The organism is Streptomyces griseorubiginosus, assembly GCF_001514195.1.
GTDB lineage: Bacteria > Actinomycetota > Actinomycetes > Streptomycetales > Streptomycetaceae > Streptomyces > Streptomyces griseorubiginosus.
Genome location: NZ_KQ948735.1, coordinates 928,634 through 943,742, shown reverse-complemented (window position 1 = coordinate 943,742; position 15,109 = coordinate 928,634). Strand labels below are relative to the sequence as shown.

Annotated in this window: 12 protein-coding genes; 4 read left to right on the top strand and 8 right to left on the bottom strand. The window is 69.8% G+C overall.

The features are described from left to right. Window positions 1–27: 27 nt before the first annotated feature. From AQJ54_RS10585 to ctaC, 4 genes are all read right to left on the bottom strand, one after another. Window positions 28–1,290: a L,D-transpeptidase gene (locus AQJ54_RS10585; protein WP_062236263.1), complete on the bottom strand. Its 1,263-nt coding sequence runs from the start codon at window positions 1,288–1,290 to the stop codon at window positions 28–30. Window positions 1,291–1,421: 131 nt separating this feature from the next. Next, the gene (locus tag AQJ54_RS10580) at window positions 1,422–1,820 is read right to left on the bottom strand and encodes a cytochrome c oxidase subunit 4 (RefSeq protein WP_062024840.1); all 399 of its coding nucleotides are present in this window, start codon (window positions 1,818–1,820) and stop codon (window positions 1,422–1,424) included. Beyond that, entirely contained in the window at window positions 1,817–3,553 is a 1,737-nt protein-coding gene (ctaD, locus tag AQJ54_RS10575) for an aa3-type cytochrome oxidase subunit I (RefSeq protein WP_020137385.1), read from the bottom strand. The genes AQJ54_RS10580 and ctaD overlap by 4 nt, the downstream gene beginning before the upstream one ends. Further along, on the bottom strand, window positions 3,550–4,509 hold the full coding sequence (gene ctaC, locus AQJ54_RS10570; RefSeq protein ID WP_062024841.1) for an aa3-type cytochrome oxidase subunit II: 960 nt from the start codon (window positions 4,507–4,509) through the stop codon (window positions 3,550–3,552). The genes ctaD and ctaC overlap by 4 nt, the downstream gene beginning before the upstream one ends. A gap of 243 nt (window positions 4,510–4,752) precedes the next feature. On the opposite strand from ctaC, the gene AQJ54_RS10565 reads away from it, so the two are divergent. Next, entirely contained in the window at window positions 4,753–6,114 is a 1,362-nt protein-coding gene (locus tag AQJ54_RS10565) for a cysteine desulfurase/sulfurtransferase TusA family protein (protein ID WP_079069806.1), read from the top strand. Window positions 6,115–6,118: 4 nt separating this feature from the next. Here AQJ54_RS10565 and AQJ54_RS10560 read toward each other — a convergent pair whose 3' ends face one another. After that, window positions 6,119–7,093: a carbohydrate kinase family protein gene (locus AQJ54_RS10560; RefSeq protein ID WP_030327179.1), complete on the bottom strand. Its 975-nt coding sequence runs from the start codon at window positions 7,091–7,093 to the stop codon at window positions 6,119–6,121. Window positions 7,094–7,244: 151 nt separating this feature from the next. Here AQJ54_RS10560 and AQJ54_RS10555 point away from each other — a divergent pair, with 151 nt between their 5' ends. Beyond that, window positions 7,245–7,454: a hypothetical protein gene (locus AQJ54_RS10555; RefSeq protein ID WP_020137381.1), complete on the top strand. Its 210-nt coding sequence runs from the start codon at window positions 7,245–7,247 to the stop codon at window positions 7,452–7,454. A gap of 249 nt (window positions 7,455–7,703) precedes the next feature. Next, window positions 7,704–9,695 (top strand): ICP22 family protein, encoded by a 1,992-nt coding sequence (locus AQJ54_RS10550; protein ID WP_062236260.1) that lies wholly within the window; start codon window positions 7,704–7,706, stop codon window positions 9,693–9,695. Window positions 9,696–9,782: 87 nt separating this feature from the next. Here the strand turns inward: AQJ54_RS10550 and AQJ54_RS10545 are convergent, their stop codons facing one another. After that, the gene (locus AQJ54_RS10545) at window positions 9,783–10,139 is read right to left on the bottom strand and encodes an iron-sulfur cluster assembly accessory protein (RefSeq protein WP_020137379.1); all 357 of its coding nucleotides are present in this window, start codon (window positions 10,137–10,139) and stop codon (window positions 9,783–9,785) included. A 265-nt stretch (window positions 10,140–10,404) separates the two neighbouring features. On the opposite strand from AQJ54_RS10545, the gene nadA reads away from it, so the two are divergent. Continuing rightward, a complete protein-coding gene (nadA, locus tag AQJ54_RS10540) occupies window positions 10,405–11,589 on the top strand; it encodes a quinolinate synthase NadA (RefSeq protein ID WP_062025290.1) in 1,185 nt (394 codons plus the stop codon). Between the two features lie 21 nt (window positions 11,590–11,610). On the opposite strand, the gene AQJ54_RS10535 is transcribed toward nadA, so the two are convergent. Further along, a complete protein-coding gene (locus AQJ54_RS10535; RefSeq protein ID WP_062236257.1) occupies window positions 11,611–13,842 on the bottom strand; it encodes a protein kinase domain-containing protein in 2,232 nt (743 codons plus the stop codon). 73 nt (window positions 13,843–13,915) lie between these two features. After that, window positions 13,916–15,109, bottom strand: a complete 1,194-nt coding sequence (locus tag AQJ54_RS10530) for an RNA polymerase sigma factor (protein ID WP_062236254.1) — start codon at window positions 15,107–15,109, stop codon at window positions 13,916–13,918.

The window sequence follows — 15,109 nt, the reverse complement described above, 5'->3', positions numbered from 1 at the left end:
GCCCCTGGTAAGTCCAGCGAGCCCTGCTTAGACGCTCTGTGGCCTCAGCCTGGCCTGCTCCGCCGGGGTGGGGCCGTCCGAAGTGCCGGAGGCCAGTGCGCTGCCCTCGCGCCAGTTCTTCCAGTCCAGGTTCCAGTCGCCGAAGCCGTTGCCGAAGGACTCCATGGTCTTGCCGTCGGAGTTGACGACCTTGACGACGTCGCCCTCGTGGACCGTCTCGAAGAACCACTCGGCGTTGTCGGTGCTCATGCCGGTGCAGCCGTGACTGACGTTGGCGTAGCCCTGTGAGCCGACCGACCAGGGGGCGGCGTGCACGTACTCGCCGCTCCAGGTGAGGCGGGTGGCGTAGTAGACCGGCAGGTCGTACGACTCCGAGGAACCCTCGGCGATGCCGATGCTGGTGCCGCGCATACGTACGAAGTACTCCTTGGCGAGTACGACCTTGACGCCGTTGCGGGTGTCGAAGCCGGGCTTGCCGGTGGTGACCGGGAGCTCCTTGATGACCTGGTCGTTCTTGTAGACGGTCATGGAGTGCGTGGAGGCGTCCGTCACGGCGATGATGCGGTCGCCGGTGGTCAGCTTGACGGGCTTGGCCTTGCCGCCCCAGAGCCGGTCGCCGATCTTGACGCCCTCCAGCTCGCTGCGGACCTGGACGGTGGCGTGGGAGGGCCAGTACTCCTTGGGCCGGTAGTGGAGCTCCTTGTCGTCCACCCAGTGCCAGGCGCCCTGCACGGCGGGGGTGGCGTCGACCCTGAGGGCCCGCTCGACGACCGCCCGCTGGGCCCTGTCCTTGACGGGCTTGTCCAGCTTGGCGGTGATCGGCTGGCCGACGCCGTAGGTGCCCGACTTGGGGCCGAAGGTGACGTTGAGGCGCTTCTTGCCGAGCGGCTTGCTGGTGTCGAAGGCGAGGACCTTGCGACCGGGTGCCCCGTCGTCGTCCTCGGTGCTCACCCGGACCGTGTAGTGGGCGTTGGCGGCCAGTGCGGAGGTGCTGTGCCAGCGGGAGCCGTCGGCGGAGAGTTCGCCCGCCACGAAGCGGCCTGTGGCGTCCGTGGCGGTGACGTCGGTGATACGGCCGTCGTCGTCCTCGGCCGTGACCTCCAGGGGCTTGTCCGGGTCGGCCTTCTTGCCGTCGCCGGTGGGCGCGTTGAAGGCGATCTGGTCCGCCGCGTCGTAGGGCGTCGCAGCCAGCGGGTTCCCGTCGGACCCGCAGGCTGAGGTGCTTATGCCGAAGGTGATCACCAACATCGTGCAGCTGACGACGGTGCGGGTACGCGGTGTGTGATTCATGACTTCACGCTAGGAAGCGAAGTCAACTGCGGCACGCCGGGCGACTCGTACGAGTGATGACTCTTGCGGCAAACGCAGGAGCCCGGACGCTCCTGACGGAGTGTCCGGGCTCCTTTTGAGCTCCGCTCGTGCTACTGGGTGCGGTTCTCACCGCGGTAGTACTCGAAGACCCAGCCGTACAGGCCGACCAGGATCACCGGCACCGAGAAGTACAGCAGCCACCAGCCGATCGCGACCGACAGGAAGGCGAGGGCGCCGCCGAAGCCGAGGGCGAGCGGCTGCCAGCTGTGCGGGCTGAAGAACCCGATCTCACCGGCGTCGTCAGCGACGTCGGCCTCCTTGTTGTCCTGCGCGCCGGCGTCCACCCGCTTGGCCGTGAAGCCCAGGTAGAAGCCGATCATGACGGACAGGCCGAAGGCCAGGAAGAGCGCGGTGGTACCGGCCGGCTCCTTCGACCACACGCCATAGACGATCGCCATGACGAGGATGAAGACGCTCAGCCAGATGAACATCCGTCCTTGGATCTTCACTTGCCGGCCTCCTTGCCGCCCGAGAGAGCCTTCTCACCGTGGCCGGCGTTCTCGAGCTGGTCGAGAGCGGCGATCTCCGGGTGGTGCAGGTCGAACGCCGGGGATTCGCTGCGGATCCGCGGCAGGGTGAGGAAGTTGTGCCGCGGCGGCGGGCAGGAGGTCGCCCACTCCAGGGAGCGGCCGTAGCCCCACGGGTCGTCGACGCCGACCGGCTTGCCGTACTTGGCCGTCTTCCACACGTTGTAGAGGAACGGCAGGATCGACAGGCCGAGCACGAACGAGCTGATCGTCGAGATCGTGTTCAGGGCGGTGAAGCCGTCGGCCGCCAGGTAGTCGGCGTAACGACGCGGCATGCCCTCGGCGCCCAGCCAGTGCTGGACCAGGAAGGTGCCGTGGAAGCCGACGAACAGCGTCCAGAACGTGATCTTGCCGAGGCGCTCGTCGAGCATCTTGCCGGTGAACTTCGGCCACCAGAAGTGGAATCCGGAGAACATCGCGAAGACGACGGTGCCGAAGACGACGTAGTGGAAGTGCGCCACCACGAAGTACGAGTCCGAGACGTGGAAGTCCAGCGGCGGCGAGGCCAGGATGACACCGGTCAGACCACCGAAGGTGAAGGTGATCAGGAAGCCGGTGGCCCAGAGCATCGGGGTCTCGAAGCTCAGGGACCCCTTCCACATCGTTCCGATCCAGTTGAAGAACTTCACGCCGGTCGGTACGGCGATGAGGAACGTCATGAAGGAGAAGAACGGGAGCAGCACACCGCCGGTGACGTACATGTGGTGGGCCCACACCGTCACGGACAGACCCGCGATCGCGATGGTCGCGCCGATCAGGCCCATGTAGCCGAACATCGGCTTGCGGGAGAAGACCGGGATGACCTCGGAGATGATGCCGAAGAACGGCAGCGCGATGATGTACACCTCTGGGTGGCCGAAGAACCAGAAGAGGTGTTGCCACAGCAACGCTCCGCCGTTGGCCGCGTCGAAGACGTGTGCCCCGAACTTCCGATCCGCCTCCAGCGCGAACAGCGCGGCGGCGAGGACCGGGAAGGCGAGCAGGACCAGCACCGCGGTCAGCAGCACGTTCCACACGAAGATCGGCATGCGGAACATGGTCATGCCGGGCGCGCGCATGCAGATGATCGTGGTGATGAAGTTGACCGCACCGAGGATCGTGCCGAAGCCGGAGAAGGCCAGACCCATGATCCACAGGTCGGCGCCGACGCCCGGGCTGCGGACCGCGTCCGACAGCGGGGAGTAGGCGAACCAGCCGAAGTCGGCCGCGCCCTGCGGGGTGAGGAAGCCGCCCACCGCGATCGTCGAACCGAACAGGTAGAGCCAGTAGGCGAACATGTTCAGCCGCGGGAACGCCACGTCGGGCGCGCCGATCTGGAGCGGCATGATCCAGTTGGTGAAGCCGGCGAACAGCGGCGTCGCGAACATCAGCAGCATGATCGTGCCGTGCATCGTGAACGCCTGGTTGAACTGCTCGTTCGACATGATCTGCAGGCCCGGACGGGCCAGCTCGGCGCGCATGAAGAGCGCCATCACGCCACCGATGAGGAAGAACGCGAACGACGTGGCGAGGTACATCGTGCCGATCGTCTTGTGGTCAGTGGTGGTGAGCCACTTGATGACCACGCTCCCGCGGTTCTGGCGCCGGACCGGCAGTTCGTCCGCGTAGTGGGACCCTGCTTCGGCGGCACCCTGGGGTTCGTTGAGGATGCTCACAGGTTCGTCGTCTCCCGGTCCTTCTCGTGGGCGGTCTGCTCGATGCCCGCGGGAACGTAACCGGTCTGCCCCTTCTTCGCGAGGTCCTTGAGGTGCTGCTCGTAGCGCTCCGGGGAGACGACCTTCACGTTGAACAGCATCCGGGAGTGGTCCACGCCGCAGAGCTCGGCGCACTTGCCCAGGAAGGTGCCCTCCTTGTTGGGGGTCACCTCGAAGGAGTTGGTGTGGCCCGGGATGACGTCCATCTTCATCAGGAACGGCACCACCCAGAAGGAGTGGATGACGTCACGCGAGGTGAGGACGAAGCGGACCGTCTTGCCCTTGGGGAGCCAGAGGGTCGGGCCGGGGTTGCCGGTCTGCGGGTTCCTGGTGGCGGGCGTGCCGAAGTCGTAGACACCGCCGGCGTTCGCCGGGAAGTCGTTCTTGAACCGGGACGGAATCGCGTCCAGGTTCTTGTCGGTCTTCGCGTCGCCCGTCGAGCCGGCCACGGGCTCGATGTAGTTGAACGCCCAGCTCCACTGGTACCCGACGACGTTCACGGTGACGTCGGGCTGCTTCTTGAGGCTGAGGAGCTTCGACTCGTCACGGGCCGTGAAGTAGAACAGGACCGAGACGATGACGAGCGGAACCACCGTGTACAGCGCCTCGATGGGCATGTTGTACCGGGTCTGCGGAGGAACCTCGACCTTGGTCCGGCTGCGCCGGTGGAAGATCGAGCTCCACAGAATCAAGGCCCACACCAGCACGCCGGTGGCCAGCGCGGCTGCCCAGGAACCCTGCCAGAGGGAGAGGATCCGCGGAGCCTCTTCCGTGGTCGGGGTGGGCATGCCAAGGCGGGGGAAGTCCTTGTATGTGCAACCGGTGGCGGTCGCCAGGACCAGGCCCGCGGTCATTGCCTGCAGCAGCTTCCGCCGCATCGGGCGCCGCGGCGAGCGGTCGGAGCCGTTGGGACTCACGTAGCGCCTTCCCGAGAGTCTCGCCCGCGCGTGTGGCTGCGGCCTGCCTTCTTCGGTGGTCGGTCGCCGCCCTGCGTCGGGCAGGGGTTTGGATGTTTATGCGGACCAAACCCTAGCCGACGCTCTCCGAGGGTTCGCGGGGAGGGGTGCCTACTGGGTAGGGGGTTCGCTGGATTGGCGGCTGCGGGTGCGTTGTGGCTGGTCGCGCAGTTCCCCGCGCCCCCAGGGAGTTAGCGTTGGCGTGTGTCTTACTTTGACGCTGCTTCCAGCGCTCCGCTCCATCCCGTTGCTCGTCAGGCGCTGTTGGCGGCCCTGGACGAGGGGTGGGCCGATCCGTCCCGGCTTTATCGGGAAGGGCGGCGGGCTCGGTTGTTGTTGGATGCTGCTCGGGAGGCTGCTGCCGAGGCTGTGGGGTGCCGGCCCGACGAGCTGGTCTTCACCTCGTCCGGTACTCAGGCGGTTCACGCCGGCATCGCCGGGGCAGTCGCGGGTCGTCGGCGGGTGGGACGCCACCTGATCGTGTCTGCTGTCGAACATTCCTCCGTACTCCATTCGGCTGAGCTGTTCGACGTGACCGAGGTTCCGGTGCGGCGGACGGGGGCCGTGAGTCCGCAGGCGTACGTCGATGCCCTTCGGCCCGATACCGCCCTGGCGTGTCTCCAGTCGGCCAATCACGAGGTGGGGACCGTGCAGCCAGTGGGTGCGGTGGCGGAGGTGTGCCGGGAGGCCGGTGTGCCGTTGCTCGTGGATGCGGCGCAGTCGCTGGGGTGGGGGCCGGTCGAGGGGCCCTGGTCCCTGCTGACGGGCAGCGCGCACAAGTGGGGCGGCCCTTCGGGGGTCGGTCTGCTCGCCGTGCGGAAAGGGGTCCGGTTCTCGCCGCAGGGACCCGCCGACGAGCGGGAGTCCGGGCGGGCGGCCGGGTTCGAGAACCTGCCGGCGATCGTCGCGGCGGCGGCCTCGCTGCGGGCGGTGCGGGCCGAGGCGGCGCAAGAGGCGGTACGGCTGCGGGAGCTGACGGAGCGGATCCGGGCGCGGGTGCCTCAGCTGGTCGCCGACGTGGAGGTGGTCGGGGATCCGGAGCGGCGGCTGCCGGGAATCGTCACCTTCTCCTGTCTCTATGTCGACGGGGAGACCTTGCTGCACGAGCTGGACCGGGAGGGTTTCTCCGTCTCGTCCGGATCGTCCTGCACCAGCAGCACGCTGACGCCCAGCCATGTGCTGAAGGCGATGGGGGTGCTGAGTGAGGGGAATGTGCGGGTGTCGTTGCCGTTCGGGGCGGTCTCCGAGGAGGTGGACCGGTTCCTGGAGGTGCTGCCGGGCGCGGTGGCACGGGTGAGGGAGAAGCTCGGCGCGCCTGCCCCGGCGGTCGTGGTGGGTGAGGATGCGCTGGTCGTGGACGCCCTCGGGAAACGGTGCCCGATCCCGGTCATCGAGCTGGCGAAGGTCATCGGTGACGTGCCGGTGGGCGGGACCGTCCGGGTCCTGTCGGACGACGAGGCGGCCCGCCTGGACATCCCGGCGTGGTGCGAGATGCGGGAGCAGGAGTACGTGGGCGAGGAGCCGGCGGACCAGGGTTCCGCCTACGTGGTCCGCCGGGTCTCCTAGCCGGTCACTTGAGGTGTGTGCGGACCTCTTCGGCCGCCTCGTCGCCGTAGGCCTTGGTGAACCGCTCCAGGAAGGCGCCGCGCCGCAGCCGGTACTCCTGGGTCCCCACCGTCTCGATGACGAGGGTCGCCAGCATGCAGCCGACCTGGGCCGCGCGCTCCAGCGAGACGCCCCAGGACAGGCCCGACAGGAAGCCCGCGCGGAAGGCGTCGCCGACGCCCGTGGGGTCCGCCTTGCGCTCCTCCTCCGCGCAGCCGACGACGATCGGCTCCTCGCCGGCCTTCTCGACCTTCACGCCCTGGGCGCCGAGCGTGGTGACCCGGTGGCCCACCTTGGCCAGGATCTCCGCGTCGGACCAGCCCGTCTTGGACTCGATGAGCCCCTTCTCGTACTCGTTGGAGAAGAGGTAGGTGGCCCCGTCCAGCAGGATGCGGATCTCGTCGCCGTTCATACGGGCGATCTGCTGGGAGAAGTCCGCGGCGAACGGGATCCCGCGGGACCGGCACTCCTCGGTGTGGCGGAGCATCGCCTCGGGGTCGTCGGCGCCGATGAGGACCAGGTCGAGGCCGTCCACGCGGTCGGCGACCGTCTTGAGCTCGATCTGGCGGGCCTCGCTCATCGCGCCCGTGTAGAAGGAGCCGATCTGGTTGTGGTCGGCGTCGGTGGTGCACACGAAGCGGGCCGTGTGCAGCGTCTCGGAGATCCGGACGGACGCGGTGTCGACGCCGTGCCGGTCGAGCCAGGCCCGGTACTCGTCGAAGTCGAAGCCCGCGGCGCCGACGAGGATCGGCTTGGTGCCGAGCTGCCCCATGCCGAAGGCGATGTTCGCGCCGACGCCGCCCCTGCGGACGTCGAGGTTGTCGACCAGGAAGGAGAGCGAGACCGTGTGCAGCTGGTCCGCGACGAACTGGTCGGCGAAGCGGCCGGGGAAGGTCATGAGGTGGTCGGTGGCGATGGAGCCGGTGACTGCGATACGCACGGCGAGGCTCTCCAGAGGAAGGGTGTGTTGACGGTTAACGCTATCCGGTCCGTATGGAGTACTGCGAGGCGAACGGCGGCGCGGTGAAGCAGGTAAAACTACCCGATAGTAGATCTTTCTTCGCAGGCTCCGGGGTGCTTACGGTTCGGTCATGACCAACGTTGAGCTGTACGCCCCCGCCCCGGCCGACCTGGAAGCCGGTCTCGCCTCGCTGCTGGGCGACTGCGCCCGGATGGCTCCGCACTGGGCGGCCCCGGACCGGATCGTCTCCCTCCCGGTCTCCCCCTCCCTCATCCACGGGGTGACGGTCCCCGAGGGGTCCGCACGGCTGCTGGAGGCGATGTCGGAGTACGGCGACTGAGTCCGACGGAGGCCGGTGAAGGCCGGTGGAGGCCGACTGAGGCCGATGGAGGCCGACTGAGTCGCGGCGACCGAGTCGGGGGCGTCGCACAGCGCGTGTGTCGGCGCGTTCGAGGGAACCGTGCGCTCCCCCGCTGCGTCCCATCGCCGTCCCCCGGAAAGGGGATGCGGCCTACGACCCGTTCATCGACCTGTTTGACAGGGTCGGGTCAGGGTCGAGGGACAGTTGCGCGGCAGAAGGAGCGATGCGGTGAACACCGAGCGACCCGACAACGGCGAGGCCTTGGGCGGCGGGGACGGGAAGGCTGTGGAAGCCCAGGGCACCGAGGAGGCACGGAACGCCGAGGAGAAGCGGCGTTCCGCGGGTCCGGTCGACGGGGAGACCGCCGGCGTGGAGGGCGACGAGGTGACCGGCGGTGCGGCGAGCTCGGCGGAGCCGGCCGAGGACGTCACCGACGGCGACAGGAGCGAGAGCGAGTCCTCGGTCGGCGAGGCCTCTGCCGAGGACGACGAGCCCGCGGCCGGCGCACCTACGGCCACCGACGGACCCGCGGCACCTGGTGCACTCACGCCCCCCGGCGAGCTCACGGCCTCCGCCGCCGCAACCGCTGACGATCCGGAGCCCGAGGAGTCCACGCCCGCTGACGGTCCCGAGCCCGAGCAGTCCGCTCCCGCTCCCGCTCCCGCCGCCGATGCCGACGCCGCTCCAGAAGAGCCCGCTCTCCTCCCTGATTCCGAGGCCCTCCCCGACTCCGAGATCCCCCGCGACGAGGAGACCGGCGCTCCGCGCTCGGGTCGGTTCCGCTCGCCCGTCGCGATCGCCGCCGTCGCCGCTGCCGTGCTGTTGGTGGGTGGGGGCGGGGCGTATCTCGCCGCCGGTACCTCCGGCGGGGCCGGCGGATCCGGTGAGGGAGCCACCTCCGGTGCGGCCGGGGACGACACCCCGCCGCCTCTCGCGCTCGACGGTTACGGCGGGAGCGACGGAAAGGGGAACGGGATCGCGCCGGGCGAGCCGAATCCGTACGGCGCTACCTATCGCGTGGCCGGGAGCCTTCCCGAAGGGCCCGCTTCCGCGCCGGTGTACCGGGTTCAGGGGCAGGTCACCGAGGACGACGTGACGCGGCTCGCCGGGGCGCTCGGCGTGAGCGGGAAGCCGGTGGCGCAGGGGCAGGTCTGGCGGGTCGGGGCCACGGACGGCTCGGGGCCGAGTCTCCAGGTGAACCGGCAGGCGCCGGGCGCGTGGAACTTCCAGCGCTACTCCCCCGTCGTCGACTACTGCGAGAGCGCCACCGTGTGCGGGGCGAAGCCCGGCGCCACCGCCGACGACGACGATCCGGTGAGCGCCGCTGCCGCCGTGAAGGCCGCCGCGCCGGTGCTGAAGGCGGTCGGTCAGGGCGGCGCGAAGCTCGACACGAGCCAGGTCATCGGCGCCCAGCGGGTGGTGAACGCCGATCCGGTGGTGGGCGGGCTGCCCACGTACGGCTGGGCCACCGGCGTCACCGTCAACGCGCAGGGCGAGGTGGTCAGTGGCGCCGGGCAGTTGAAGGCGCCGGTGAAGAGCGACACGTACCCCGTGCTGAGCGCCGAGAAGACGCTCGGCCTGCTGAACAAGGTGCCGGCGACCGGCCACCGCATGGGCATCGGCGGCTGTGCCAGTCCCGTACCGCTGAAGGACCGTTTCGAGGCGCCGTGCGGGCAGTCGACGGCGAGCCCTGCGGGCGACACGCTCACCGTGGACAAGGCGGTGTTCGGGCTGGCCTCGCACTTCGTGGGCGGTCGGCAGGCGCTGGTGCCGTCCTGGCTGTTCGAGGTACGGCCGGCAGGGGCGGAGGAGCCCTTCACGGTGACGTATCCGGCGGTCGACCCGAAGTACATCGCCGCCCCCGCGACCGCGACGCCCACCCCCACGGCTCCCTCGGACGAGCCCACCTCCGCGCCGAAGACGCGGGACGTCAAGATCGACGGCTACACGGCCGAGGGCGACGAGCTGACCGTGAGCTTCACGGGCGGCGTGTGCGCGGACTACTCGGCGTCGGCGAGCGAGAGTTCGGGCGAGGTGACGGTCAAGGTGACGGCCAAGCCCTGGCGGGACAAGGTCTGCATCATGATCGCCAAGGAGATCCAGAAGACGGTGACCCTGGACGAACCGCTCGGCGGCCGTGAGGTCGTGGGCACGGACGGCAGGCAGATCCCGCTGAACAAGGCCGGGGCACGGCTGCCGGAGACCTCTGGCGCCAGGTGACGCTGCTGAACACGCGAAAGGCGGCGGCCCCCGGTGCAGGGGCCGCCGCCTTTCGTACGACGTATGTCTCAGCCGAAGCCGTGGGGCCTAGCTGAAGGAGTCGCCGCAGGCGCAGGAGCCGGTGGCGTTCGGGTTGTCGATCGTGAAGCCCTGCTTCTCGATGGTGTCCACGAAGTCGATGGACGCGCCGCCCAGGTACGGGGCGCTCATGCGGTCGGTGACGACCTTGACGCCACCGAAGTCCTTGACCACGTCGCCGTCGAGCGAGCGCTCGTCGAAGAAGAGCTGGTAACGCAGGCCGGAGCAGCCGCCGGGCTGGACGGCGACGCGCAGGGCCAGGTCGTCACGGCCTTCCTGGTCGAGCAGGGCCTTGACCTTCGCCGCGGCGGCGTCGGACAGAATGATGCCGTCGGTGACGGTGCCGGTCTCGTCCGATACGGACATCTACATCTCTCCCGGGTTGTACGGAGACTGCTTGCCGACTGGTGCAACCGGCAAGGCCGCGGATTCATTCCGGGCCGGACGCCGGATTTTCGGCGCCTTCTTCATGCTCGCACATGCCGCGGTGAGCAGAAAATGCCGCGTCCGGGCCGCACGAGCCCCGTTTCGGGATTCACGTCACATCGACGCAATGACCATCGTCAAAGTGACGTGAACCGGGTTATGATAGATAACGTCAGTTCGACGAAAAGTAGAAAGGGTGCGTGTCGTGACCACCGCCCAGACCACGGAGCTCGACGTACAGCCGACTCCGCTCGCCCTGTTGCTGCTCGGCCGCGAGGCCGACCCGAAGAGCGAGCGGGGCGTCGAGTGCCCCGGCGACCTGCCGTCTCCGTCCGACCCCGACCTGGTCGAGCGCGCCCGCGCCGCCAAGGAGAAGCTCGGCGAGAAGGTGTTCGTCCTCGGCCACCACTACCAGCGTGACGAGGTCATCCAGTTCGCCGACGTCACGGGCGACTCCTTCAAGCTGGCCCGGGACGCGGCCGCCCGCCCGGAGGCCGAGTACATCGTCTTCTGCGGTGTGCACTTCATGGCCGAGTCGGCGGACATCCTCACCTCCGACGACCAGAAGGTCGTCCTGCCCGACCTCGCCGCCGGCTGCTCGATGGCCGACATGGCGACGGCCGAGCAGGTCGCCGAGTGCTGGGACGTGCTGACCGACGCGGGCATAGCCGAGCAGGTCGTGCCGGTGTCGTACATGAACTCCTCTGCGGACATCAAGGCGTTCACGGGCAAGCACGGCGGCCTGATCTGCACCTCGTCGAACGCCGAGCGGGCTCTGAACTGGGCGTTCGAGCACGGGGAGAAGGTCCTCTTCCTGCCGGACCAGCACCTCGGCCGCAACACCGCGGTCCGCGACCTGGGCATGTCCCTGGAGGACTGCGTCGTCTACAACCCCCACAAGCCGAACGGCGGTCTGACCGCCGAGCAGCTGCGGGACGCGAAGATGATCCTGTGGCGCGGTCACTGCTCGGTGCACGGCCGCTTCTCGCTCGAGTCGGTCGAGGACGTCCGGGCCCGCATCCCCGGGGTGAACGTCCTAGTCCACCCGGAGTGCAAGCACGAGGTCGTCGCCGCGGCGGACTACGTCGGCTCGACCGAGTACATCATCAAGGCGCTGGAGGCGGCCCCGGCCGGCTCGAAGTGGGCCATCGGCACCGAGCTCAATCTCGTACGCCGGCTCGCCAACCGTTTCGCCCCCGAGGGCAAGGAGATCGTCTTCCTCGACAAGACGGTCTGCTTCTGCTCGACCATGAACCGCATCGACCTGCCCCACCTGGTCTGGACCCTGGAGTCCCTGGCCGAGGGCAAGCTGGTCAACCGGATCGAGGTCGACCGGGAGACGGAGAGGTTCGCGAAGCTGGCACTGGAGCGGATGCTGGCGCTGCCGTAGCGGTGCCCGCCCGCCACGGGCTCACCCCGGGTTCCGCTCGGGGTGGGCCGGGTCGAGGGTGAGGACGTCGCCGGACTGTGTGGTGACGACCAGGGCGCCCTTGTTGAGCAGTACCTGGGACGGCAACTCGCTCTGCGAGTTCACCCACTTGGCTCGGGGCAGGGTCTCCCACAGCAGCGTGCCCTTACTGCCGTCCAGGGCAGCGACCCGCCCGCTGGCGCTCGACAGATAGACCACCCGCGCGCCCGCACCGGGAGTGACGGCGCCCGGCTGCTCCAGGCTCGTCGGGGTCTGCCACAGCTGCTTGCCGGTACGCACCGACACAGCGGTCACGCGGCCGGAGGTGCCGGTGAACCAGAGGGTGCCGACCGCGGTCGTCACGGTGCCTTCGAACTTCTCGGCCAGCTCCGTCGTCGTGGCGGCACCGGTGTCGGGGTCGACCAACCGAATTCGGGAGAAGGGACCCTTCGTACCGGTACTCAGGTGCCCCGGCACCTCCTCGGCGGGCTCGAGGTAGAGCAGGCGGCCGTCGTACGTACCGACGAGGGTCGAGTGAGGGGGCACCCGCACGCGCCGCACCGAGCCGTCGGAGCGGTCGAAGCCCAGGAGCAGGATCTCCTTGGCGGGCGTCATGCCGGGGACGCACTCCAGGTAGAGGCCCACGTTGGTGTCAGCTGGGTCGCACTGCATCCCCGACGGAAGCTTCGCAGTCCAGCGCTGGGCACCGGTACGTACCGCACGAGCGGTCAGCGATCCGCGGCCGATGTCCGGGACGAGCACCAGGTCGCCGGAGACGGACACATGGGTCGACTCAAGGTCCACCGCGCGGTGCCAGAGCCGCTTCCCCGTCCTGGTGTCGAGTGCGACGACCAAGGTCACGAGGTCGCCGCCCTCGGGTTGGTACTGCTGTTTGACCAGCATGACGCCGTCCGCGACACCGAGGAGCCAGAAAACGTGCGCCCTCATCATCGGAAGGGGCGGCATCCCCTCGGCACGCCAGTCGACCCGTCCGGTGACACCGTCGATACGTACGGGCATCACCGCGTCGCCCGCGCAGTAGACGGCGCCCTCGTACATCCGGCACTCCGGGCCGTGGTCTCCGTCCAGGAGGGTGATCCCCTTCTTGAGGCCGTGCCCGGCACTGGCGTACACCGTCGTCTGCCAGGGCTGCCAGCCACTGGGCAGCTCCGTCCAGCGCGAAGCGGCGGTCTTCGCACGGGGCGTACCGCCCTCGTCGTCGCCGTCGGCCCGTCCCGCGCCGGTCAGCAGATACGAGGTCAGCCCGGTGGCCAGCACGGCGACGGCCGCGGTCGCCGCCCACAGCGGGCGCAGCCGGCGTCGGCGGCCGGGCGAGGTAGCCGACTTCGGGTCCGGAGCCCCGGTGTCGGCGGGGTCCGGCAGATCCCCGCGCGAGGTCACCGTCGGCGGGTCGTCGGCCGCCGCCTCGGGCAGCACCCGCGCGAGCTCGCGGGCAACCTCGTCCAGCTCGGGCCGGTCCGCGGCCTTCTTGGCCAGACAGCTCCGCAGGACCGTCCCCAGCTCCTCGCCCACGCCGTCCAGGACGGGTTCGTCATGGACCACCTGGTAGGCCGTGAGGTAGGGGCTGTCCGCGTCGAAGGGCCCCCGGCCCGTGAGGGTGTACACCAGCAGCGCGCCGAGTGAGAAGACGTCGGAGGCCGGGCCGACCGTGCGTGCGTCGGTGAACTGTTCCGGGGACATGAAGGGCGGGGTGCCGATCATCTGGCCGGTCTCGGTGAGGGTGTTGTGGTTCTCGGCGGCGCGGGAGATGCCGAAGTCGATGACGCGGGGTCCGTCCTCGGCCAGCAGGACGTTGGCGGGCTTGAGGTCGCGGTGCACGACCCCGGCCCGGTGGATGTCCCGCAGCGCCTCCACCAACCCGAGGGCCAGCTGCCGCAGTTCGGTGTCCTTGAGGGCGCCCCGCTCGCGGATCCGGTCGGCGAGGGAGAGGCCGGGCACGTACTGGGTGGCCATCCAGGGCCGTAGCGCCTCGGGATCGGCGTCCACCACCGGCGCGGTGAAAGCCCCGCTCACCTTGCGGACGGAATCGATCTCCTGGCGGAACCGGGCCCGGAAGACGGTGTCCTCGGCGTACTGGGCGTGCACGACCTTCACGGCCACCTCGCGCCCGGAGCGCGATCTGCCCCGGTAGACGACGCCCATGCCGCCGGTGCCGAGCCGGTCGAGCACCTTGTACCCGCCGACCGATTTCGGGTCGTCCTTGTGCAGCGGCACGCCCGAACCCCCTCCCCCGTGCACAGCAGTTCGCGAGCCCAGCATAGGTAATGGGCCCCGACGCGGGTGGGGGTCACCCGCTCCCGCGGGAGTTGAGACGGGCCGCCTGGCGGGTCAGGTAGTCGCGTTCGGGGAGGTTGGGGGCCTTGCGGGCGGCCTCGGCGTACAGCAGGGCCGCGGTCGCGAGGTCGCCGTCGCGTTCGTGGAGGTAGGCGGCGACCGCGGTGTGCCGGGGCAGGGAGTCGTCCAGCGCGGCGAGGGCGGCCAGGCCCGCGCGGGGGCCGTCCGCCTCGCCCACGGCGACCGCGCGGTTGAGGCGGACGACGGGGCTGTCGGTCAGGCGGGCGAGTTCGTCGTACCACTCCACGATCTGCACCCAGTCGGTCTCCCCGGCGGTGGGCGCGTCGGCGTGCAGGGCGGCGATCGCGGCCTGGGCCTGGAACTCGCCCAGCCGGTCGCGGGACAGGGCGCTCTGGAGGATCCGTACGCCCTCGGCGATCGCCGTGGTGTCCCAGCGGGTGCGGTCCTGGTCGGCGAGGGGCACCAGGCTGCCGTCGGGGGCGGTGCGGGAGTCACGGCGGGCGTGGTGGAGCAGCATCAGCGCGAGCAGGCCCGCGACCTCCGGGTGGTCGAAGGCCGCGAAGAGCTGCCGGGTCAGGCGGATGGCCTCGGCGGCCAGGTCGAGGTCGCCGGAGTAGCCCTCGTTGAAGACGAGGTAGAGCACGCGCAGGACGGTGGCCACGTCGCCGGGCTGGTCGAAGCGCACACCGGACACGGTCTTCTTGGCCCGGCTGATGCGCTGGGCCATGGTCGCCTCGGGGACCAGGTAGGCCTGGGCGATCTGGCGGGTGGTGAGTCCGCCGACGGCCCGCAGGGTGAGCGCGACGGCGGAGGACGGGGTCAGCGAGGGGTGGGCGCACAGGAAGTACAGCTGGAGCGTGTCGTCCACGGCGGACGCGGGGCCGGGTGCCGGTTCCTCGTCGACACGGTCCTCACGGCGGCGGCGTGCGGTGTCGGCGCGGGTCGCGTCGAGGAACTTGCGCCAGGCGACCGTGACCAGCCAGCCCTTGGGGTCCCGCGGCGGGTCGGCAGGCCAGACCCGCACCGCTTCGACGAGCGCGTCCTGGACGGCGTCCTCGGCCGCCGCGAAGTCGGCTCCGCGGCGGACGAGGATCGTCAGGACGCCCGGTGTGAGGCTTCTGAGCAGCGCCTCGTCGACCGGCGGCGCGGTCTTCTCAGCCGCCGGCGGGGCGGTCGTCTCGTCCAC

Coding starts and splice junctions, on each gene's coding strand:
- AQJ54_RS10585 (WP_062236263.1), bottom strand. CDS start 1,290: ATGAATCACACACCGCGTACCCGCACCGTCGTCAGCTGCACGATGTTG.
- AQJ54_RS10555 (WP_020137381.1), top strand. CDS start 7,245: ATGACCAACGTTGAGCTGTACGCCCCCGCCCCGGCCGACCTGGAAGCC.
- AQJ54_RS10545 (WP_020137379.1), bottom strand. CDS start 10,139: ATGTCCGTATCGGACGAGACCGGCACCGTCACCGACGGCATCATTCTG.